Origin of the sequence: Streptomyces sp. UG1 (assembly GCF_049974585.1) — a bacterium.
Taxonomy (GTDB): domain Bacteria; phylum Actinomycetota; class Actinomycetes; order Streptomycetales; family Streptomycetaceae; genus Streptomyces.
The window spans coordinates 1-20,163 of sequence record NZ_JBNGGG010000078.1 but is presented as its reverse complement, the minus strand read 5'-3'; the positions used below and the strand labels follow the sequence as shown (position 1 = coordinate 20,163).

Genomic DNA, 20,163 nt, shown 5'->3' with positions numbered 1-20,163 from the left:
TACCGAGCCATCGCCAGCCTCGTCTCCGAGCACGGCCGCCTGAAAACAAGCCACGAGCAGGCCAAAGACGCCTCACCCGCAATCACGCACCAACTCGTTACGTCTTCCCGATGTTGTTCTGGAAATGGATCAGCGACACATGGGTCCACGAGCACGACGCGGCGTTCGATGTGGAGCGAGGTCACCGAAAAGGTCAGCAACCTCGGCGCGGAGATCGCGAAGACCTTCCAGCGGATCGAAATGGCCAACCCCCGCTCGCTCGCCGGCGTCTTCGGCGATGCCTCGTGGGGTAACAAGGAGCGCATCCCGGAGTCGGCCCTGCTGGGGCTCATCCAGGCGTTCAACAAGATCAGGCTCGACCCGTCGACGGTCTCGCACGACCTGCTCGGTGCGGGCTACGAGTACTTGCTGAAGAACTTCGCCGACGAGTCGGGCAAGAAGGCCGGCGAGTTCTTCACGCCGCGTGAGGTCGTGAACCTGCTCGTCGGGATCCTCCAGCCTGAGCCGGGCGAGTCCGTCTATGACCCGTCCTGCGGCTCCGGCGGGATGCTGGCCGCGACAATCAACCAGCTGCGCGAGTCCGGCAAGGACCACCGCACGCTCAGGGTGTACGGCCAGGAGATCAACCTGACGACGGCCTCGATCGCAAGGATGAACCTGTTCCTGCACGAGATCGAGGACTTCGACATCAAGCGCGGAGACATCCTCCGCACTCCGGCGTTCAGGGACACCTCTGGTGCGGTCCGTCAGTTCGACGCCGTGATCGCCAACCCGCCCTTCTCGCTGACGGATTGGGGAGCGGACCGCTGGTCCTCAGACCCGCGAGCCATCTGCGGCGTTCCGCCGGCGAAGAACGGCGACTTCGCCTTTGTCCGGCACATTCGCCTTCGTCCAGCACATGGTCTCGTCGATGAAGCCGGGATCCGGCCGCGTCGGAGTGGTGATGCCCCGTGGCGTGCTGTTCCGCGGAGGCGCGGAGGCGAATATCCGCCAGGGCCTCATCGCGAAGGACCTTCTGGAAGCCGTCGTCGGGCTGCCGCCCAACCTCTTCTACTCGACCTCGTTCCCGGCGTGCCTGCTGATCTTCCGCGACCAGAAGCCTGACGAACGCAAGGAGCACGTCCTATTCATTGACGGCTCGGCCCGGTTCGTCAAGGGCAAGAAGCAGAACCGCATGTCCGAGGATGACGTCAGGGCTCTCACCGAGGCGTACCAGACAGGCAGCGACCCAGACGGTGAGGGTGGTGCGAACGTCCGGCTGGTGCCGTTCGAGGAGATCGAGCAGAACGGCTTCGACCTGAACATCGGCCGCTACATCAAGGTTGCTGCCGAAGAGACTGCCGATTTGGGTGCGGCGCTCGTCGCGTATGCCGATGCTCGCCAACACCGGATGGAGATCGAGGCCGCCATGTTCGAGCGGCTCGCAGCGGCAGGCGTCGACCTGAGTGTGTTCGGGATGTCCAATGAGTGAGTGGGAGAGGGTCCGGCTCGACGAGGTCATCGCGCTGGACGTCGACGCAGTCCCGGTCACGGCGACGGCCCCGTATGACATCGTCGGTGTCTTGAACCGCGGTCGGGGCCCGTTGTTCCGGGACCCGACCGCTGACGATGAGACCTAGTACAAGACGCTGAATCGCATCCGGCCGAACCAGATCGTCTACAGTCGCTTGAAAGCTTTCGAAGGAGCGATCACCGTTGCTCCGAACGATCTGGGCGAGGTCTACGCGTCGCAAGAAGAACGGTACACCTTCAGCGCCCCGCCAACACCGCCCGACGCGGAGGAAGCAAGTCCGACGCACCGCCGGACCTGGGTCTTCGCGAGCGGATCATGCGCCGGTGAGGAGCTGCTCCCTGCACTGCGCGGCTTCCTGAACTGGATGAGGGATGACGCCATCCCCAAAGCTGAAGCCGTCGGTTGAAGCTGGCGGCATCTGCCGGAGAGGAAACGGTTCGTACACCGAGTGCGAGGTGTGTGTCGGGCGTGGGATGCGCGATCGGTGCGGGAGATGCCGGCCGCCGCCGAGCGCCTGGTCCTCAGCGACGCCTCGGGCGCCCAGGTCGCGGCGATCGAGACCTGCCCCGCGCACGTGCCCTATGTACAGACCACGGCCCGCCGCCGCGGCTTCGCGTGCGAGACCGCGGCGGGCGGGCTGCCGCCAGGACCAGCCGTGCCGCTTCAGCAACAGCCACGTGCCCTCCACCGTGTAGCTCACGTGGAACAGCCGGCCGATCAGCGTCTTGATCCGTGCCAGTGTCCAGCGCTGATCGGTCCAGCCATGGGCCAGCGGCCCACGTTCCAGTTCCCGTTCCAGCCTCGCGAGCTGCGCGTCGCTGAGCCTCGGCCGCCCAGGCGACCCCTTCGGCAAGAGCCCCTCTTCACCGCGCTCGCGCCACTGGCGACGCCACCGCTCCACCGACCGCTCCGTCCCCCGCACGCGCGGCAGCGATCTCCCCGTTCTTCTGCCCGCCCGCGAAACGTTCCACGGCCTGCAGCCGGATCCGCTCCCGCGCGGCCCTCCCGGCGTCGGTCAACCCGCCGCCCTGCGCGCATCTCACGCTCCAGGGCCACCGGAGCGGACCCGCCCCCGTCAGGCGAACGGCTCCGACATCACTCAATCAAGTTCAGTACTGCTGCAGACCGCACTCGCCGGTCAGCTCCAACCCCTGCGAACGGGCCTGTTCCATCAAACGGCCCACCAGCTCCATGTCCAGACCCGCCGTCGCAGCGGCCTCGGCGTCCACAGCCGCCTCGGGCTCAAGCTCACCCCTGTCCGTCACAGTGGTCATCAACTCTCCCAGTCAGAACAGGAGTTCCACGGTTCAACGGTACAGACCCCAACGGTGCCAGCGGGTAGGGGGATTGGCGGACATGGAGATCGGTTACACCCGAACCACCTCATCCGGCGCGAACGAGCACGTCGGCTCACGACGTTGCCGCCACGGCCCCGATGATCAGACGCGGCCCGCATGCGAGAGGTCATGGCGGAGGTGAGCGGCGGTGTGGGAGTCGGTGGTCTTTAGAAGATCGGCCGGAGTTCCTTCGAACAGGATTCGTCCGCCGCCGCTGCCTCCTTCGGGGCCGAGGTCGATGATCCAGTCGGCGCTCCTGACGACGTCGAGGTTGTGCTCGATGACGATGACGGTGTTGCCCTGGTCGACGAGGCGCTCGATGATGCCGAGGAGGCGGTGGACATCCGACATGTGTAGACCCGTGGTGGGTTCGTCCATGACGTAGACGCTTCCGACGCGGTGCAGGTCGGCCGCGAGCTTGAGGCGCTGGCACTCGCCTCCGGACAAGGTGCTGAGCGGCTGGCCGAGGCGAAGGTAGTCCAGCCCCACCTCGTTCAGGGCGTGCAGGACGGGGCGGAGCTTGGGCTCCGTGAAGAAGTCCGCCGCCTCGGCCGTCGTCATCCCCAAGACGTCGCTGATGGACCTGCCCCGCAGGCGGTGGTCGAGGACGTCCTCGGAGAAGCGGCGGCCTCGGCAGACCTCGCACACCGACTTCAGCGTGTCCATGAATGCCAGGTCGGTGTAGAGGACGCCGAGCCCCTGGCAGTTGGGGCATGCGCCCTTGGAGTTGGCGCTGAACAGGGAGGCGCTGACCTTGTTGGCGTTGGCGAACAGTTTACGGATCGGGTCCATCAGGCCCGTGTAGGTGGCGGTGTTGGAGCGTCGGCTGGTGGTCACCGCCGACTGGTCGATGACGATCGCGTCGGGGTACCGGGTGAGGAACTCGTCGTTGACCAGCGTGCTCTTGCCCGATCCGGCCACGCCGGTGACGACCGTCAGGACGCCGGTGGGGAAGCCGACCGTCACGTTCCTGAGGTTGTGGCTCGTCGCGTCGGTGACGGTGAGCGTCCCGGTGGCGCGCCGGGGTTCGGTCTTGAGAGGCAGTCGGTTCTGGAGGTGGCGCCCGGTGAGGGTGTCGGCACGGGTGAGTGCGTCGAAGCTGCCCTCGAAGACCACTTCGCCACCGAGCGTCCCGGCTTTCGGGCCCATGTCGACCACATGGTCCGCGATGGCCATGACGTCGGGGTCGTGCTCGACCACGAGCACCGTGTTGCCCTTGTCCCGCAACCTGATGAGGAGTTCCTTGAGCCGGTGCACGTCCCGGGGGTGCAGGCCGACGCTCGGCTCGTCGAACACGTACAGCATCTCGGTGAGGCTGCTGGACAGATGCCGGACCATCTTGATCCGCTGGGACTCGCCGCCCGAGAGCGTGCGGGTCTCCCGGTCCAGGCTCAGGTAGCCGAGTCCGATGTCGACCAGGTGGTGCAGACGGGTGGTCAGGTCGTCCAGGACCGGTTTCACCCGCGACAGGTCCAGCTCCGCCAGGACGTGTGCGAGGTGCTGGGTCTCCATCGCGGTGAGGTCCGCGATGTTGTGGCCGCCGATCCGGGTGGCCAGCGCGGCGGGCTCGAGGCGGGTGCCGTCGCAGTCGGGGCAGGAGGCGGTGCGGGCGAACCGCTGGAACACCCGGCGGCCGCGCTCGGACATGTCCTCCTTCTTGACGTAGAGCCGGGTGAACTTGTCGACGAGGCCCTCGTAACGGACGTTCAGGGTGGTGCCCTGCCAGAGGAGGCGGAGCTTGCCCGGCAGTTCGCCGTGCAGCAGCAGCTGCCATTCCCGCTCGGTGAAGTCGGCCAGCGGCTTGTCGTTGTCGAACAGGCCGGACTCCACATAGCTCAGCCAGTACCAGCTGTCGGTGGAGAAGTCCGGGTGCAGCAGCGCGCCCTGGTTCAGGGACCTGGTGCGGTCGAAGAACGCGTCGAGGTCGAGGCGGACGGTCGTGCCGAGGCCCTCGCAGGTGGGGCACATGCCCTGGGGGTCGTTGAAGGAGAACGCGCTTGGTGGCAGGCCCGCAGGACTGCCGGCCCGGGAGAACAGCAGACGCAGCAGCGGGTTGATGTCAGTGACCGTGCCAACGGTGGAGCGCGGGTTGCCGCCCAGGCGTTTCTGGTCGATGACGACGGCCGCGGAGATGTTCTCGACGGCGTCCATGTCCGGCCGCCCGTGCTCGGGCAGGAAGGTCCGGACGAAGGCGCTGAAGGTCTCGTTGAGCTGCCGCTGGGCCTCGGCCGCGAGGGTGTCGAACACCAGGGACGACTTGCCCGAGCCGGAGACACCGGTGAAGACGGTCAGTTGCTGTCTCGGGATCCGAAGCGAGACGTTCTTGAGGTTGTTCTCCCTGGCACCGGTCACCATGATGGCGTCGGTCCTCACGTGTGCTCCTTGCTGGTGCGGGTGGGCTCCCCCTCTCGGGGGATGTGAGGGGGAGCCCGGTCTCGGGTGGGCCTGCGGGCGGTGCCGTCAGGCGTTCTCCTTGCGGAAGGTCCGCGTGCCCCACAGCAGGGCGAGGACGGCCATGACCAGCAGCACGAGGCAGCCGGTCAGCAGCCCCGTGGCGCTCATGTCCCCCCGGAACGCCGCGCGTTCGGCGTCGACCACGTGGGTCAGGGGGTTGATCCGGGCCAGGTTGTACAGCCAGCCGGGCGCCAGTTGCTCGGAGACCGGCAGCAGCACCCCGGACAGCAGCAGAAGCGGCAGGAGCACGGCGTTCATCAGCGCGGGGAACGCGGCCTCGCTCTTGAGAACCATCGCCAGAGCGTACGATCCCGATGACAGCGTGATGGCCAGGACCGCGGCGATCGCCAGGCTGAGCAGCAGCCCGGTCGCTGAGACGTCGAGGTCGAAGACGAGCAGCGTCACCAGCACGATCAGTACGGACTGCGCGGTGGCCTGCACGGCCTGGGCCAGGACCTTGCCGAACAGCAGGGCGGACCTGCTCGCGGGCGTGCCGCGGAAGCGGTCGACGACGCCGACCCGGTACTCGGTGAGCAGCCCCACCCCGGCGAAGGAGCCGCTGAACAGCGCCGTCTGGACGATGAGAGCTGGGGTGAGGACCTCCCAGGCGCCGCCGGGCGGGAAGCCGGGGGTGTGGTCGACGACGGACACCATCAGGGGTCCGAAGAGGAACAGGTACAGCAACGGCTGCATGATCCCGATGAGCAGCCAGGTCGGGCTGCGCAGCGCGAGCTTCATGTCCCGGACGAAGATCAGTTGGGTGTCACGCAGCATGGGCGGCCTCCCTGGCCTCGGGCGCGGCTTCGCCGTCCCGCAGGGAGCGTCCGGTCAGGCTGAGGAACACGTCGTCCAGGGTCGGCCGGTTGACCTTGACGGAGGCCATGGTGATGCCCCGGCCGTCGAGCGCGCGCAGCAGCTCCGGCAGGGCGGCGTCGCCGCGGGGCACCCGGAAGCGGACCGTGTCGCCGTCGACGCTCACCTCGCTCGCGCCGGTCAGCCGCCCGGCGACGTCGGCCGCCTCCGCGGCCTGGTCGGTCACCTCGATGGTGATCGCGTCACCGGCGACTCGGGCCTTGAGCGCGTCGGGGGTTCCCTCGGCGACGATCGTGCCGTGGTCAGTGACGAGGATCCGGTCGCACAGCGCGTCGGCCTCGTCGAGGTAGTGGGTGGTGAGGAAGACGGTCGTGCCCTGCTCGGAGCGCAGGCGGCGGACGTGGTCCCAGAGGTTGGCCCGGCTCTGCGGGTCGAGCCCGGTGGTGGGCTCGTCGAGGAAGACGAGCGTCGGTTCGTGGACGAGTCCGAGCGCGATGTCGAGCCGGCGGCGCTGACCGCCGGAGAGCGTCTTGACGGGCCGCTGGTCCAGGCCGGCGAGGTCGAGCCGCTCGGCGAGCAGGGCTCCGCGCCGTTTGGCCTCGGTGCGGGACAGGCCGTAGAGCCGGGCCTGGAGTTCGATCTCCTCGCCGACCCTGGACTCGGGCCAGGTGGCGCCGCCCTGGTGGACGCAACCGATCCTGCGCCGCACGCCCTGGGGGTCCGTCAGCAGGTCGCAGCCGGTCACGGTGCCGGTTCCGCCAGTGGGGCGCAGCAGGGTCGTGAGCATCCGTAAGGTCGTGGTCTTGCCTGCTCCGTTGGGGCCGAGGAAGCCGACCACCTCCCCGGGCGCCACGTCGAAGTCGATGCCTTTGACCGCTTCGACATCCTGGCCGCGCACGGTGAACCGGCGGGCGAGACCTCGTACTGTGATCATGAAATCCTGCTCTCGGCCCGGCAGCCGTCCGGCCGACTCCCGGCGCCCGGCCGGGATGCCGGCTTCGGCGCGCGGCTCGTCAGGACTGGCCATCGGCCGCCGCCTGGTACTCGGCGAGGCGCTCCTGCGCCTCGGCCATGTCCTCGGCGGTCGGGGCGTCGTCCTGGGTGAGCTTGACGCGCCAGTAGCCGCTGAAGTCGATCGCGCGCTTGTCGAGACCCCGATCGTTGACCAAGTGGCGGCGCAGGGTCCGGACGGCGCCGGCCTCGCCGGCCAGCCAGGCGAAGGGGCGCCCGGGCGGGAACTCGGCGCCGCGGACGGCGTCGATGAGGGCGTCACTGCGGCCGGCCGGGGTTCCGTCACGGTGCAGCCAGTGCAGGGTGACGTCGCCCGCCGTCTGGAAGGTCTGCTGCTCAGCCTGGTCGGCGACCTCGATGTAGACCTCGGCGCGGGCCCGCTCGGGCAGGGCCTCCAGCAGGGTGCCGATGGCGGGCAGTGCCGTCTCGTCGCCGGCGATCAACAGCCAGTCGGCGGAGGTGATCGAGTCCGTCAGGGAGACCGGTCCGGCGTAGAGCGCGGAGGGGCCGACCATGCCGAGGCGGTCGCCTGGGCGGGCGGACTCGGCCCAGGCGCCGGCGGGGCCGCTGTCGCCGTGCAGGACGAAGTCGACCTCGACGGTGTTCGTCCCGGGCACCCGCCGGCGCAGGGTGAGGCTGCGCATCCAGGGCCGCTCGTCCTCCGGAATGGCCAGAAACGCCTGGTACCAGCCCGTCGCGTCGTCGCTCTGCTCCGGCAGGACGGGCCGCTCCTGGCCGGGCCGGGGGAAGCAGAGCTTGAGCTGCTGGTCCGGGGTCAGGCCGACGGAGTCTTCGAGGTGGTCGGCCTCGAACGTCACGCGGGCCATCCGCGGCGTGATGCGTGTGATGTCGGTGACCTGGATGAACGTGACGGGGAGCTCTGTCATCGGAAACCTTCCACGAACGTACGGGCATACCGGGGCGGGTGGCCGCCCAGCTGATATCCTTACAGCGTAAAGAGTTACGCCGGTGAGGTTACTTTATGCAGTAAGGAGTTGCAAGGTGGTTGTTTTCGCCGGACAGGGCGATGCCCGCCGATCCATGTCCCTGCTCTGGGGATCGACCGAATCCGGGGGGACCGCTCCCAAACCCGGCCCCAAACCCGGACTCGACGTGGACACGATCGTGGCCGCGGGTGTCGCGGTGGCGGACGAACGGGGCATGGCGGCCCTGTCCATGCGGGCGGTCGGTACCCGCCTCGGGCGGACCGCCATGACGCTCTACACCTACGTGCCGAGCAAGAGCGAACTGGTCGACCTCATGCACGACCGGGTGCTGGCCGAACTGCCCACGGAGTACGACACGAGCGCGGGGTGGCGGCCGGCGATCACCGACTGGGCCGACGACGCCTGGGCGTTCTATCTGCGCCACCCCTGGGTGCTCCAGGTCTCGCAGGCCCGCCCCGTGCTCGGGCCGAACGAGTACGCGCGGCTGGAGACGGTGGTGCGGATCCTGGGCGGAATCGGCCTGGAACCCCTGCACGTCAGACGGGTCATCGCGGTGTTGTTCCAGTTCGTGCGGGGTATGGCCCTGGTCGCGACGGAACACCGGCAGGCGGTGCCGGAGACCGGGGTGCCCGACGAGGAGTGGTGGGCGCAGCGGTCCGCGCTGCTCGCGGAGTTCGCGCCCGACTTCACCGAACGCTTCCCCGCCCTCGCGGCCCTGGAGTCGACCGCGAGCCTCGCCGCCATGACCGAGGCGGAGGCGGGTGGCGCCGCGTCACACATGGAGCAGGAGGCGAGGGAGGCCTTCCGGGTGGGCCTGGGCCTGATCCTCGACGGCGTCGAGGCGGCGGCGTGGACGGACTCCGACGGCACGCTCCACACCTCGGCCGGCACCCCCTGACGTGGTCGTGCGGACCCCGGCGGGCCGGCACGATCCGGCACCTGCCGCACCCCCGAAGCGGTCGGTTTCGAAGCCAATTGGACCCAATCGGCCATCTCCGGCCGGAAATGTTCGTTGACGGTATCTCGGACGGTGACTACCGTTTTTCGAGATTGCGCCCTTAATGACTCGAGGGTGCGATGAATGGTGCGAGATACATCATGCCCCGATTTCAGGAGAAAGCCGGTGCAGCACATCGCAAAGTACGACCGGAGTGACCGTCAATTGCCAGTCGGCCGCCGAGCCACCGAGGCGGCCCGCCCCCGCAGAGCCGGCGAGCAGGAACGAATCTTCACCACCCGGGTCGGCCTCAAGATACCCACCAGCCTCACCTACGACCGATGGGAGAAGGCCGGGCAGCACATCTTCCAGGTCGCCGACTCCTCCGCCTGGTGCCTGGGCGACTGGCTCGTCTACGGCCAGGACCGCTACGCAGACCGCTACCAGACCGGAGTCCAGGCCGCGGGCCTCGACTACCAGACACTGCGCAACTACGCCTGGGTGGCACGGCACTTCGAGCTCTGGCGCCGGCGCGAGACACTGAGCTTCGGCCACCACGCCGAGGTCGCCTCCCTGCCGCCGGCGGAGGCCGACACCTGGCTCGACCAGGCGGAGCAGCACGGCTGGTCACGCAACCAGCTCCGACTGCGGCTACGGGAGAGCCGCAGAGGAAACCGGGCCACCATCCCCGCGCGGGCCAGCCAGCTCCGGATCAGCGCCCCCTCCGACCGCGTCCAGCGCTGGCGGGAGGCCGCGTCGAGAGGAGACCGCGATTTCGAGGAATGGGTCCTGCTGACGCTCGACCGTGCCACCGCGCACGAGCTCGGCCAATGACACCCCCGCGCGACCACCGGAGACCGCCCCAGATGGAGATCCGCATCGACCACCGCACTGTATCGGGTCCGGACAGTGCACCCTGACGGCACCCGCCGTCTTCACTCAGGACGACGACGGGTACGCCACCCTCGTGCCCGAAGGGGCGCGGACGTCCACCCCGCGGCAGGTCACCCAGGCCGCGCTGTCCTGCCCCGTCCAGGCGATCGCCGTGGGGAACGACCCACCCGACGCCTGACGACGCAACTCCCGCCACCCCCCAGGGCTGAGGGCTCCATGGTGCAGATCATGGAGCCCTCAGTGCTGCGCTCACCTCATGACCCGAAGAAGGCTGTGCTCATTTCAGCTGTGCTCACTTCAGGAGCCGAGCCGCAGGCGCAACGCGTTCAGCCGCCAACTGCCCGGCAGGTGGGTGCGTTCCCCCTCCGGATCGCCGTCCGCGAGCGCGAGATCCGGGTAGCGGGCCAGCAGCCGGGCGAGCGCCACCTCGCCCTCCTGCCGGGCCAGTGTCGCGGGTCGAAGTTGGCGGAGACCAGCACCGGTTGGACCGCGTCACCGCGGGCGACGCGCGTGCCGGCGATCTCCAGGTCCTCGACGGCGTAGCGCAGTCGGGCCACCTGCACCGAGCCGCACCAGCGCATCAGCTCATGCACCGCTCTCGGGAGCAGCGCCGGATTCCCCTTCAGCCGTGCCAGCTGGTCGGGATGGGTGAGCAGGGCCGCGGTGCCGTTGCCGATCAGATGCGTGCTCGTCTCGTGGCCGGCCAGCACCAGGGTGAGCACCATGGTGACCGTCTCCGTGTCGCTGAGCCGTCCGCCGTCGTCGTCCTGCGCTCGAATCAGCTCGCTCAGTAGATCGTCCCTGAGCGCGGCGCGACGCTGTTCGATCAGTTGATGGCAGTAGTCGATCATCACGGGAAAGGAGTGCTGGAGGCGTTCGGGCCGCATCGACACGAGGTCCCCGCCCCATTCCCGCCACCGCTCCAGGTCGACCGCGGGGATTCCGACGAGCCGGCAGATCACCGTGATCGACAGGGGGTAGGCGTAGTGCTCCAGCAGGTCCACCGTCCCGTCCTGCCCCGCCCGGTGAGGCAACTCGTCGAGCAGCCGGTCGGCGATCTGTTCGATGGCGGGACGCAGATCGAGGATGCGGCGGGCGGTGAACGCCCGGGTCACCAGGCGGCGCAGCCGCGGATGGTCCGCGGGTCGCTGTCCAGGATGGATCCGAGCAGGTAGACCCGTAAGTGCTCGGGGACGTTGAGCAGTTCCATCATCCCCTCACGCGGATCGGCGCCCTGGGCGCCGGGCACGTGGGAAGGGGTGTTGACGAACCGTGGGTCGCGCAGCACGGCGCGGACGTCGTCGTAGCGGGTCACGAACCACACCCGAGTGCCGTCGACGAACCGGCCGCGGACGACCGGGCCCTGTTCGCGCAGGCGGCCGTAACCGCCGAAGGGGTCCGCGAGCAGATCGGGGTCCATCGTGTGCGGGCCGGCGGGGCCCGCCGCTGCCGCACCGGCCGGCGGGGCGTCCGGGAACGGGAAGACATGGTCGGCTCCGGTACTCGCTGGGACGTCACTTGACCGCGCTGATCACGCCGTGCGGCGTCCACCGGCCGCCGGGCAGCCGCTCGGGCTTGACGAATCCGGCCGCGGCGAACCACTCCTCGTACTGGCCCCACCGGTAGATCGTGCTGCTGGCAGCCGGCAGCGTCGCGAAGTACACGTTGTCCAGGGCCGCGTACAGCGGGCCGTCCCCGCTGTCGTCGGACATGGCGTTGAACACCAGGACCCGCCCGCCGTCCGGCAGCGCCGCGTGTGCCTTGCGCAGCAGCCGTATGTTCTCCTGCGGTGACCAGATCACGAGCTGGTTGGCGAAGAGCACGCAGTCGTGGCCGGTCGGGTAGGTGTCGGCGAAGATGTCCGCGGCCCGCACGGAGATCCGGTCGCACAGGCCGTGCTCGGCGATCTTCTTGCGGGCGATCTCCACCGTGCCGGGCAGGTCCAGGACGGTGAATTCGACGCCGGGGTTGGCCTGGGCGAGAGCGATGGCGTTGACGCCGTCGCCGCCGCCCACGTCGAGCACGCGGCGCACTCCGGTGAGGTCGGCCTTCTCGACCAGTACGGGGTTGGACAGCCGGGACCAGGACTGCATGCAGCGGTAGAACAGCTGCTCCAGCTCGGGGTCCGCGGACAGCCGGTGGTAGAGATCCTCCCCCGTGCCCTTGATCCGTCGCAGGCCGACGTTGGTGTTCTCGCGCAGCGACGCGATGAAGTCCACCTCGGCGGGCCGGACGATCCGTTCCTCGTACTCGACGAGATCCTCGATGATCTCCCAAGTGCCCTCTGCGAACAGGCCGTTCAGCACGTCGGCGTTCTCGTAACCGTCGCCCTGACGCACTGTCAGCCCGAGGGCGGTGGTGCCCAGAAGCAGGATCTGTACCGGCCGCTCCTCCAGGTCGAGTTCCCGGCCGATCTCGGGCGGGGTCAGGCCCGGTCGCCGGTGCAGCAGGGTGAACAGGTCCAGTTCGCTGCCCGCGCGGAGCATCTGGAAGGCGGAGGAGCCGAACAGGATCTGTACCAGTCCGTCGGTGGTGAGCGGGGATGCGTGAGCCATGGGCACTCCGAATCGGCTGAGGTGAAGAGGGTGCTGTGCGGGGAGGCGGAGGTCAGGTCACCCGGGCGAGGCCGGCGGGCCGGGAGGCGTAGGCGCCCTCGGCCACGACGTCGCGGATACGGGCCAACGCGTCCCAGACGTCGGTGAACCGCGTGACCAGGGGGGACAGACCGATACGCAGCCGGTCCGGGACCCGGTAGTCGCAGACCACCTTCGCGTCCGCGGCCAGCGCCTGGCAGATCCGCCAGGCGTCGGGGTGGTGCAGGGACAGATGCGAGCCGCGCCACTCCGGCGGGCGGGGCGAGGCGGGCCGGAAGCCCAGCGGGGTGAGCCAGGCGTCCGCCAGTTCGTCGGCCAGCCGGCCCAGCCGCAGCCCCTTGGCTCGGATCCGCGCCGTCCCGGCCTCCTCGACCAGGGCGAGAGCGGGATCGATCGCCGCCAGCGACACCAGCGGCGGGGTGCTCACCAGGAACCGCTCGATGCCCGGCACCGGGTCGTAGTCGGGCCCCATCTCGAACTGCCCGCGCTGCCCGTACCAGCCCCACACCGGCTGCCGCAGCCGGGACTGCAGATCGCGCCGCACATAGAGGAAGGCGGGTGAACCAGGGCCGCCATTGAGGTACTTGTAGGTGCAGCCGACGGCGAGTTCCGCGCCGGCGTCGGCCAGGTCCACGGGGACGGCTCCGGCGGCGTGCGACACGTCCCACAGCACTCGCGCGCCGACCGCCCGGGCCAGGTCGTTCACCTGCACCATGTCCAGCAGCGCGCCGCTTCGATAGGACACCAGGGACAGCACCACCAGCGCGACGTCACCGTTGAGCGCCGAGCGCAGGACGTCGAGGTCGAGGCCGCCGTCGAGGTCGGACGGCAGCCGCACCAGCCGCAGCCCGCGCTGTTCGGCGAGGCCCTGGACGATGTACCGGTTGGTCGGGAAGTCCTCGGCGTCCATCACAACGGTGCCGCGCCCCGGTGCCGCGTCCAGGGCGGCGGCGGCCAGCTTGTAGAGGTTGACCGACGTGGAGTCGGAGATCACCACCTCGCCGGGCGCGGCGCCGAGCACGTGCTCGGCGAGGCGGTCGCCGAGCCGGGCGCCCCAGTCGATCCAGCCCTGCCACGAGCGCACCAGTCCACCGCCCCAGCCCTCCTCGACCACCTCCCGCAGCACCTCCGGCGTGGCGGCGGGCAGCGGGCCCAGCGAGTTGCCGTCCAGGTAGATCAGCTCCGGATCGGTGATGACGAACCGCTCGCGGAACGCGGCGAGCGGATCGGCCGCGTCCAGTTCCTCGGCCACCGTGCGCGGGTTCCCGCTCACCATCGGCCCTCCTTCTGTCTCGTGTCGTCCGTGTCCGCGTGTCCCGCCGTCCGCGGGCAGGCCCTGGGCGCCCGGTCAGAGCGTGGAGCGCACCGACCACAGTTCCGGGAAGAAGCGGTGCTCACTGATCCGGGCGAGCCAGGCCACGCCCTCGGTGCCGCCGGTCCCGGGCTTGGCGCCCAGCATCCGCTGCACGGTCACCAGATGGGTGTAGCGCCAGCGGGCGAACTGGTCGGCGGTGTCCATCAGCGCCTCCGCGAGCAGATGCAGGTCGCGATGGCGCACGGGGTCCCGGTAGACCGCCCGCCAGGCCTCCTCGACCTCCGCGCCGGCGCGGTACGGCCGGGTGACGTCCCGGTTCGTGGCGTCGTCCGGTGTGAGCAGTCCGCGGCGCGCCAGCAGCGCGAGCGCAGCGTCGTACAGGCTCGGCTCGTGCAGCTGGCCGACCACCGCGTCGTAGCCCGCCGTGTTCCGGTGCGGCACGGCCATCGCGGGGTTCTTGTTGCCGAGCAGGAACTCCAGGCGCCGGTAGCCGGCCGACTGGAAGCCGGAGGCCGACCCCAGGACGTCCCGGAACTCGGCGAACTCCACCGGGGACAGCACGGAGAACGTCTCCCACGACACCAGCAGCACCTGCTGCACCCGCGTGGCGCGGCGCAGCGTCCACAGCGCGTCGTCAAGCAGGTCGTCGGCCAACTGGTCGCGCGCTGCGCTGAATTCGGTGTGCAGCAGCTTGAACAGCAGCTCCTTGACCTGGCTCATGATGATGAACCCAGGCTCGGTGCGGGCCGAACTGAGCGGATGCTGCAGGCCCAGCAGCTCGTCCATCCGCGCGTAGTGGGCGTACGGGGTCGTGTCCGACGGGGCTCCGGCGGACAACGGGCACGCGGGGCTCGCGGTGGTCTGTTCGGTGGTCATGCGGTCGTTCCTTCCAGTCCCATCTGCGCCAGGACCGCGTCGCCCAGCCCGGTGCCCGGCACGCCCAGGTCGTAGGGGAGGTCGAAGTGGTCGCGCCGATCGGCGACGACCTCCGTCACCGCCGCCCGGGGGCGCAGCGCCGTCACCATCCGGTCGTGTTGGCGGACGTACTCCTCGGTCTCGTTCCCGCCGCGGGCGACCACCGTCGGGGGCAGCCGCGCCGACAGGCGAAGGATCGGGCTGTTGCGCCGGGCCGCGGCCTCGTCCAGCCGCAGGGCGTCGTTGACGTAGGACAGGCGCACCGGCTCCAGGTCGTACATGCCGCTGAGCAGCACCGCCCCGGCGATCCGGCCGGACACGTCCGGGCCGGCCGACGCGTCCGGCAGCAAGGCCATGGCGGCCAGGTGCGCGCCGGCCGAGGTGCCGCACAGGTGGAGTCGGTCCGGGGTGAACCCGAGCCCGTCCGCGTGCCGCAGCAGCCAGTCCACAGCCCGGCGCACCATGCCCGCCATGGCGTCCAGGCCTACGTCCGGCGCCAGCCCGTACTCGATCACCGCGACCGCCGCGCCGGCGGCCAGCAGCGGTGGCACCGGGAACGCCGATTCGGCGCGGCCCAGTGCCTGCCAGTTCCCGCCGTGCACGAACACCAGCAGCGGGGCCCGCCCGGCCGCCTGCCCGGGGAAGTAGTCGAGCCGCTCCGCCGGATGCGGGCCGTAGGCGAGGGAGGTGCGCACCGGGTGGTCCCGGCGGGCGGCCTCGCTCAGCCGCTCGTACTCGCGCAGGTAGGCGTCCAGGCTCGCCACGCGTGAACTCGGCGAGTACTGCCGGTCCAGCGTGGCCTGGTCCATGCCCCGGTACACGGCACCTGCGGCCGGCGGTGCGTCGCGCATGCGCTCAGCTCCCCGGCGCGTAGGTGGCACGGGCCCGCTCGTACACCTCGGTCAGCAGCGGGTCGATGCCGTGCGAGCCGGTGCGGTAGCGGGCGCCGAAACGGCTCGCGTACTCCTCGAACCACTCCCGCCGGTCGGCCAGGAACAGCACGTCGTGGATCGCCATCGACCGCACCGCCATCATCGGCACCGGGGCGTGACTCACCTCGAACGCCGGGTTGCGCGCGGCCTTCTCCTCGCACTTCTCGTGGAACTGGGCGATCATCAGCCCCCGCCGCACGCTCTCCGGCTTCAGCGCGGTGTGCGCCGCGTCCAGCAGGTGCAGGTGCTCGGCCGGAAGGTCCGGCAGGACCAGCAGCAGCGAGCGCAGATTCGAGTTGCCGGACTTCCAGTCGACCTCGCTGAACTCATCCAGGCCGCAGCGGACGATCTCGTCGAGCAAGGTCTGGCTCGGGGTGGGGCCGACGAGCCTGACGCGGATCTCCAGCGCGCCGGCACGCTGGGCGGGTTCGACGAACGGGCACACCGGGCCGGTGCGTCCGAGTTCGCCGTGCGGTCGGCGGATGTACTCGCTCAGCCATTCGTCCACGGCGGCCAGGGCCTTGGCCACGTCGACGGAGAGCACGTCGGTCAGCATCAGTGTCAGTCCTCGGGTGTCGGTCCTCGCGGACAGCGGACGGCGGGTTCCTGGTGGGCGGCCCGCGAAGGTCACTCGTCGCCGGTGAGGTCGCGGAGCTTGGCCGAGAGGATGCGGCCGATCTCGGCCAGCGTGTCCGGGCGGGTCAGCATCGACCCGTGGTCGCCGGGCACCACATGGGCCTCGACGGAGCCGCGCACGTACGGCTGCCAGGCCGCGGCGGTGACCGGCGGGTCCTGCTCCTCCGAGCAGGCGATCAGCAGCAGGTCACCGTCGATCGGGCCGGGCCGGTAGTCGACGGTCAGATGGGTATTGTTCGCCGAGATCTCAGTGATCGTCGTGAGCCGGTCCTCCTCCAGGTTGGCCAGCACACTGCCCTGGCGGCGCAGGATCTCCCGCGCCTTGGCGAAGGTCATCTCGCCGTCGTCGTGGTGGCTGCCGTCGTCGACGAGACCGACGTGGTAGAGCAGCATCACCCGGTCGTCCGGGGCGGGCACGTCGGCGTGGGTGAGGCCCTGCCAGTCGGGGATCACGTCGAGCACCGCGACCAGCGCCACCGGCTCGCCGCGCCGCTGGAACTCCGCGGCCAGCGCGTGCGCGCACAGTCCGCCGAACGACCAGCCGGCCAGGTGGTACGGCCCGTGCGGCTGCACCCGCTGGATCTGGTCGGCGTAGTCCACCGCCATCTCCTCGATGCTGGCGGGCCGGGGTACCGGCCGGGCCAGACTGCGCGCCTGGATGCCGTACAGCGGATACTGCGGCCCCAGGTGCTTGATGAGCGCGCTGTACGACCAGCTGATGCCCCCGCCGGGGTGGACACAGAACAGCGGCGGCCTGCTGCCCCCGGTGCGCAGCGGCAGCATCACCTCGTACGAGCCGTCCGCGCCGTCGACGTCGAGCCGGGCCGCGATGCCCGCCGGTGTCGGCGCCTCGAACAGGCTCCGCACGCCCAGTTCGACACCGAAGGCCGCGCGCAGCCGGGCCATCAGCCGGGTGGCCAGCAGCGAGTGTCCGCCCAGATCGAAGAAGTCCTCGCTCACACCGACCACCGGTCGGCCCAGGATCTCCGCGAACAGCTCGCACACCACCTGCTCCTGCGGGGTGGCCGGCGCCCGCCCGATGTCGGCGCGCTCCGGTTCGAGCGCCGGCAGCGCCGCACGGTCGAGCTTGCCGTTGGCGGTGAGCGGCAGCCGGTCGAGCGGAACGACGACGGCGGGGCGCATGTACTCGGGCAGCCGACGGCGCAGGTGCTCCCGTACGGCCATGAGCAGGGCGCCGGTGCTCCGGCCGGTGGCCGGGCTGGTGGTCCAGGACGAGAGCGGGGTGCCGGGGCCGGCCGCGCCCGTGGGCGCGTAGGCACCGACGGGCACCGCCTCGCCGAGCAGTTCGCGCTTGACGTACGTGAGGTCGAGGGCAGCCGGGTCGTGCCCGTTCCAGCTGATCGCCGTCCAGTAGCCGTACTTCTCGCCCAGGCGGTGCAGGTCCTCCGGATCGACGCCGGCCGTGTCCCGGACGTCCGGTGCCGCCCCGGACTCGAGCGCGCGCTGTGCGGCGAGGTCGGCCGCGATGCGCGCATGAGGCACCCCGGTGACGCGCAGCCGGTCGGGCCGCGCGCTGCCCAGATGATCGGCGAGGGCACCCAGGTCACGGGTCCAGGGTCGGGTGGGGGCGTCGGTGAGGGGGTGGGTGGTGATGCCGGTCTTGTACAGGGTGGCGTCGTAGCGGTAGCGGGTGAGTTCGTTGTGGGCGGTGCCGCGCTTGAGCTGGATGTCGGTGCCCGCCAGGTCCGGGATGTGATGAGCGAGGGCGCTGAAGTACTCGGGGTCGACGAGGAGTTCCTTCTCCAGGACCAGGCTCTGCTCGACGGCGCGGCGGATCGCGGCCGTGTCGCTCGGGTCCTCGGCACGCGCCGCCTGCACACCCGAGGCGAAGGTCCGCAGCAACCGCGGATTACGCAGGTCGCCCAGGAACAGCGCGCCACCGGGCGCGAGCAGACGGAAGGCCCGCTCGACGACCTGTGTCAGATATCCGCCGTTCGGGAAGTACTGGGCCACGGAGTTGACCACGATCGTGTCGAAGTGCGCCTGCGGCAGGTCGCCGTGCTCGTGGGCGGCCTGCACCCGGAGCCTGACCCGCCGGGCCAGCTCGGGGTCACCGTCGACATGGCGCCGCAGCTCCTCCACGACGACCGGGGAGAAGTCCGTGCCCCAGTACTCCTCGCACTCGGGCACCAGTCCGGACAGCAGCAGACCGGTGCCGACACCGATCTCCAGGACACGGCCGGGCTTGAGCGCCCTGATCCGCTCAAGCGTGGCCGCACGCCACTCCCGCATCTCGGGCAGCGGGATCGGCTCGCCGTCGTAACTGCTGTTCCAGCCGGAGAAGTCCTCGCCCAGCGTCGAACCGGGCGCCGAGTACAACGAGTCGTAGAGATCCCGCCACTCGCCGATCTGGTCCCGCTCCTCCTCGTCCCCCGTCGATCCGCTGGTGTCGGGGACTACGTAGGCGATCAGGCGGGTGCTGCCGGGCTGGTCGTGATGGGCGACCACGGCGGCCTGAGCGATCACCGGATGATCGGTCAGGACGTTCTCGATCTCGCCCGGTTCGATCCGGAAGCCACGGACCTTGACCTGCTGGTCGGCACGGCCCATGTACTCCAGATCCCCGTCGGCGTTGACACGCACAAGGTCACCCGTGCGGTACATGCGCCCGCCCGGCTCAAGACCGTAGGGATCGGCGACGAACCGCTCGGCCGTCATACCGGGCTTGTTCAGATAGCCGCGGGCCACACCGGCCCCGGCGATGTACAGCTCGCCCGTCACCTGCGGCGGCACCGGCCGCAGGTGTGCGTCCAGGACATAGACACGGGTGTTGGCCATCGGACGGCCGATCGGCACCGTCGCACTGCCGGTGTACGGACGCGGCACGAGGTGGTGAGTGGCGAACGTGGTCGTCTCCGTCGGCCCGTAGCCGTCCACCACCGTCAACGCCGGGCAAGCCTCGTGCAGGCGCTGCACCGTGGCGCCGGAGACGGCCTCGCCGCCCGACCACACCTGCCCTACGCCCGACAGCGCGTCCACGGCGTGCTCGGCAACCACGTTCAACAGGGAACTGGTCAGCCACAACGCGGTGATGTCCTGGCTGGTGATGGTGTGCTGCAGAGCGGGGACGTCCAGATCCCCGGCCGGGGCCACGACAACGGTCCCGCCACTCAGCAGCGGCACCCACAACTCATACGTGGAGGCGTCGAACGCGGCCGGCGAATGCAGCAACACCCGCTCATGCGCCGATCGGTCGAACCGCGGGTCCAGAGCCAGGGCTGCGACATTGCGGTGCGTCACCACGATCCCCTTGGGCGCACCCGTCGAACCCGAGGTGTACATCACATACGCCGCATCCCCCGCACGCACACCCACCCCAGGCGCCTCACGCCGCTCCTCTCCCCCGGGTGTGGAATCGATGACGAACACGTCTGCCGCATCCGCCGGGAGGTGCGGCTGAGACGCCTCGTCCGTCACCACCAGCGTGGCGCCGGTGTCGGCCAGGACATGGCGGATGCGGTCGGCCGGATAACGGGCGTCGAGGGGCACATAGACCGCGCCGGCTTTCATCAGGCCGAGGACCGTGGTGACCGTTGCGATGGAACGCTCCAGGAGCACACCGACCGCGTCACCGGGCCGCACTCCCCTGCCGATCACCTCATACGCGAACTGGTTCGCGAGCGCGTCGAGCTGTGCGTACGTGAGCGTGACGGCGCCGTCGGCGACCGCCGGGGCATCGGGCGTCTCAGCCACCTGCCGTACGAACAGCTCACCCAGGGAGACATCCGGCACCGCATGCACCGTGGCGTTGAACTCGACCACGGCACGCCGGTGTTCGTCGGGGGTGAGGATGTCGATGTGGTTGAGGGGCTGGTCGGGGTGGGTGGTGGCGATGTCGAGGAAG

At 70.0% G+C, this 20,163-nt stretch carries 17 protein-coding genes and 2 pseudogenes; 5 read left to right on the top strand and 14 right to left on the bottom strand.

Annotation, left to right across the window (positions count from 1 at the left end):
• Window positions 1–168: 168 nt before the first annotated feature.
• Together ACP4J3_RS48525 and ACP4J3_RS48520 are read left to right on the top strand one after the other, a co-directional pair.
• Window positions 169–870 (top strand): annotated as a pseudogene (locus tag ACP4J3_RS48525) (HsdM family class I SAM-dependent methyltransferase); the annotation flags it as partial.
• Between the two features lie 40 nt (window positions 871–910).
• Window positions 911–1,471: an N-6 DNA methylase gene (locus ACP4J3_RS48520; protein WP_426544296.1), complete on the top strand. Its 561-nt coding sequence runs from the start codon at window positions 911–913 to the stop codon at window positions 1,469–1,471.
• A gap of 640 nt (window positions 1,472–2,111) precedes the next feature.
• On the opposite strand, the pseudogene ACP4J3_RS48515 reads toward ACP4J3_RS48520, so the two are convergent.
• The 6 genes and pseudogenes from ACP4J3_RS48515 to ACP4J3_RS48490 form a co-directional block, all read right to left on the bottom strand.
• Window positions 2,112–2,556: pseudogene (locus tag ACP4J3_RS48515) on the bottom strand (winged helix-turn-helix domain-containing protein); the annotation flags it as partial.
• 66 nt (window positions 2,557–2,622) lie between these two features.
• Window positions 2,623–2,787, bottom strand: a complete 165-nt coding sequence (locus tag ACP4J3_RS48510; RefSeq protein WP_426544294.1) for a hypothetical protein — start codon at window positions 2,785–2,787, stop codon at window positions 2,623–2,625.
• A 165-nt stretch (window positions 2,788–2,952) separates the two neighbouring features.
• Window positions 2,953–5,205 carry an ATP-binding cassette domain-containing protein gene (locus ACP4J3_RS48505; RefSeq protein WP_426544298.1) on the bottom strand — a complete coding sequence of 751 codons (2,253 nt, stop codon included), beginning with the start codon at window positions 5,203–5,205 and terminating at the stop codon, window positions 2,953–2,955.
• Between the two features lie 105 nt (window positions 5,206–5,310).
• Entirely contained in the window at window positions 5,311–6,078 is a 768-nt protein-coding gene (locus ACP4J3_RS48500) for an ABC transporter permease (protein ID WP_426544292.1), read from the bottom strand.
• The gene (locus ACP4J3_RS48495) at window positions 6,068–7,144 is read right to left on the bottom strand and encodes an ATP-binding cassette domain-containing protein (protein WP_426544290.1); all 1,077 of its coding nucleotides are present in this window, start codon (window positions 7,142–7,144) and stop codon (window positions 6,068–6,070) included. The genes ACP4J3_RS48500 and ACP4J3_RS48495 overlap by 11 nt, the downstream gene beginning before the upstream one ends.
• On the bottom strand, window positions 7,131–8,015 hold the full coding sequence (locus tag ACP4J3_RS48490; protein ID WP_426544288.1) for a siderophore-interacting protein: 885 nt from the start codon (window positions 8,013–8,015) through the stop codon (window positions 7,131–7,133). Before ACP4J3_RS48490 ends, ACP4J3_RS48495 begins: the two co-directional genes overlap by 14 nt.
• Window positions 8,016–8,130: 115 nt before the next feature.
• Between ACP4J3_RS48490 and ACP4J3_RS48485 the strand changes: the two genes are divergently transcribed.
• From ACP4J3_RS48485 to ACP4J3_RS48475, 3 genes are all read left to right on the top strand, one after another.
• Window positions 8,131–8,973 carry a TetR/AcrR family transcriptional regulator gene (locus tag ACP4J3_RS48485; RefSeq protein ID WP_426544286.1) on the top strand — a complete coding sequence of 281 codons (843 nt, stop codon included), beginning with the start codon at window positions 8,131–8,133 and terminating at the stop codon, window positions 8,971–8,973.
• Between the two features lie 225 nt (window positions 8,974–9,198).
• A complete protein-coding gene (locus ACP4J3_RS48480; RefSeq protein WP_426544284.1) occupies window positions 9,199–9,846 on the top strand; it encodes an LmbU family transcriptional regulator in 648 nt (215 codons plus the stop codon).
• On the top strand, window positions 9,818–10,084 hold the full coding sequence (locus tag ACP4J3_RS48475) for a ferredoxin (RefSeq protein ID WP_426544282.1): 267 nt from the start codon (window positions 9,818–9,820) through the stop codon (window positions 10,082–10,084). The genes ACP4J3_RS48480 and ACP4J3_RS48475 overlap by 29 nt, the downstream gene beginning before the upstream one ends.
• A 148-nt stretch (window positions 10,085–10,232) precedes the next feature.
• On the opposite strand, the gene ACP4J3_RS48470 is transcribed toward ACP4J3_RS48475, so the two are convergent.
• The 8 genes from ACP4J3_RS48470 to ACP4J3_RS48435 all read right to left on the bottom strand — a co-directional run.
• Entirely contained in the window at window positions 10,233–11,021 is a 789-nt protein-coding gene (locus ACP4J3_RS48470; RefSeq protein WP_426544280.1) for a cytochrome P450, read from the bottom strand.
• Window positions 11,018–11,326, bottom strand: coding sequence for a hypothetical protein (locus ACP4J3_RS48465; protein ID WP_426544278.1), 309 nt, complete (start codon window positions 11,324–11,326; stop codon window positions 11,018–11,020). The genes ACP4J3_RS48470 and ACP4J3_RS48465 overlap by 4 nt, the downstream gene beginning before the upstream one ends.
• 94 nt (window positions 11,327–11,420) lie before the next feature.
• Window positions 11,421–12,461 carry a 3-hydroxy-D-kynurenine methyltransferase AcmL gene (gene acmL / locus ACP4J3_RS48460; RefSeq protein ID WP_426544276.1) on the bottom strand — a complete coding sequence of 347 codons (1,041 nt, stop codon included), beginning with the start codon at window positions 12,459–12,461 and terminating at the stop codon, window positions 11,421–11,423.
• Between the two features lie 52 nt (window positions 12,462–12,513).
• Window positions 12,514–13,776 (bottom strand): kynureninase, encoded by a 1,263-nt coding sequence (locus ACP4J3_RS48455; protein ID WP_426544274.1) that lies wholly within the window; start codon window positions 13,774–13,776, stop codon window positions 12,514–12,516.
• Window positions 13,777–13,848: 72 nt separating this feature from the next.
• Window positions 13,849–14,691 (bottom strand): tryptophan 2,3-dioxygenase, encoded by an 843-nt coding sequence (locus ACP4J3_RS48450; RefSeq protein ID WP_426544272.1) that lies wholly within the window; start codon window positions 14,689–14,691, stop codon window positions 13,849–13,851.
• A complete protein-coding gene (locus ACP4J3_RS48445) occupies window positions 14,688–15,581 on the bottom strand; it encodes an alpha/beta hydrolase (protein WP_426544270.1) in 894 nt (297 codons plus the stop codon). Before ACP4J3_RS48445 ends, ACP4J3_RS48450 begins: the two co-directional genes overlap by 4 nt.
• Before the next feature lie 4 nt (window positions 15,582–15,585).
• Window positions 15,586–16,218 carry a DUF6875 domain-containing protein gene (locus ACP4J3_RS48440; protein ID WP_426544268.1) on the bottom strand — a complete coding sequence of 211 codons (633 nt, stop codon included), beginning with the start codon at window positions 16,216–16,218 and terminating at the stop codon, window positions 15,586–15,588.
• Window positions 16,219–16,289: 71 nt separating this feature from the next.
• Window positions 16,290–20,163: amino acid adenylation domain-containing protein (locus tag ACP4J3_RS48435; RefSeq protein WP_426544266.1), on the bottom strand; the 3,874-nt coding region annotated here is incomplete at its 5' end.